A 331-nucleotide genomic window follows, 5' to 3' on the forward strand; every position below is an offset into this window, starting at 1 on the left:
GGTCTATGACAACATCGCCTCGCCGCTCAGGGTGGCCGGTGTCGAGCAGGGCAAGATCGACAGCCAGGTGCGCGAGGCGGCAGCTCTCCTCAAGCTGACGCCCTATCTCGACCGCACCCCGCTCAGCCTGTCGGGCGGCCAGCAGCAGCGCACCGCGCTGGCGCGCGCCATCGTCAAGAATGCCAGCCTGGTGCTGCTCGACGAGCCGCTTGCCAACCTCGACTACAAGCTGCGCGAGGAATTGCGGGCCGAACTGCCGAGGATCTTTGCCGCTGCCGGCACAATCTTCGTCTACGCCACCACCGAGCCGCATGAGGCCCTGCTGCTCGGC

Annotated in this window: 1 protein-coding gene; it reads left to right on the plus strand. The window is 67.4% G+C overall.

What is annotated here, in order from left to right; translation table 11 throughout:
* Positions 1-331, plus strand: a 331-nt coding sequence (locus tag EN853_RS33390) for an ATP-binding cassette domain-containing protein (RefSeq protein WP_135861366.1), incomplete at both ends; no start/stop codon positions are given.

The sequence above is a fragment of the Mesorhizobium sp. M1C.F.Ca.ET.210.01.1.1 genome (assembly GCF_004791585.1).
Taxonomy (GTDB): Bacteria; Pseudomonadota; Alphaproteobacteria; order Rhizobiales; family Rhizobiaceae; genus Mesorhizobium.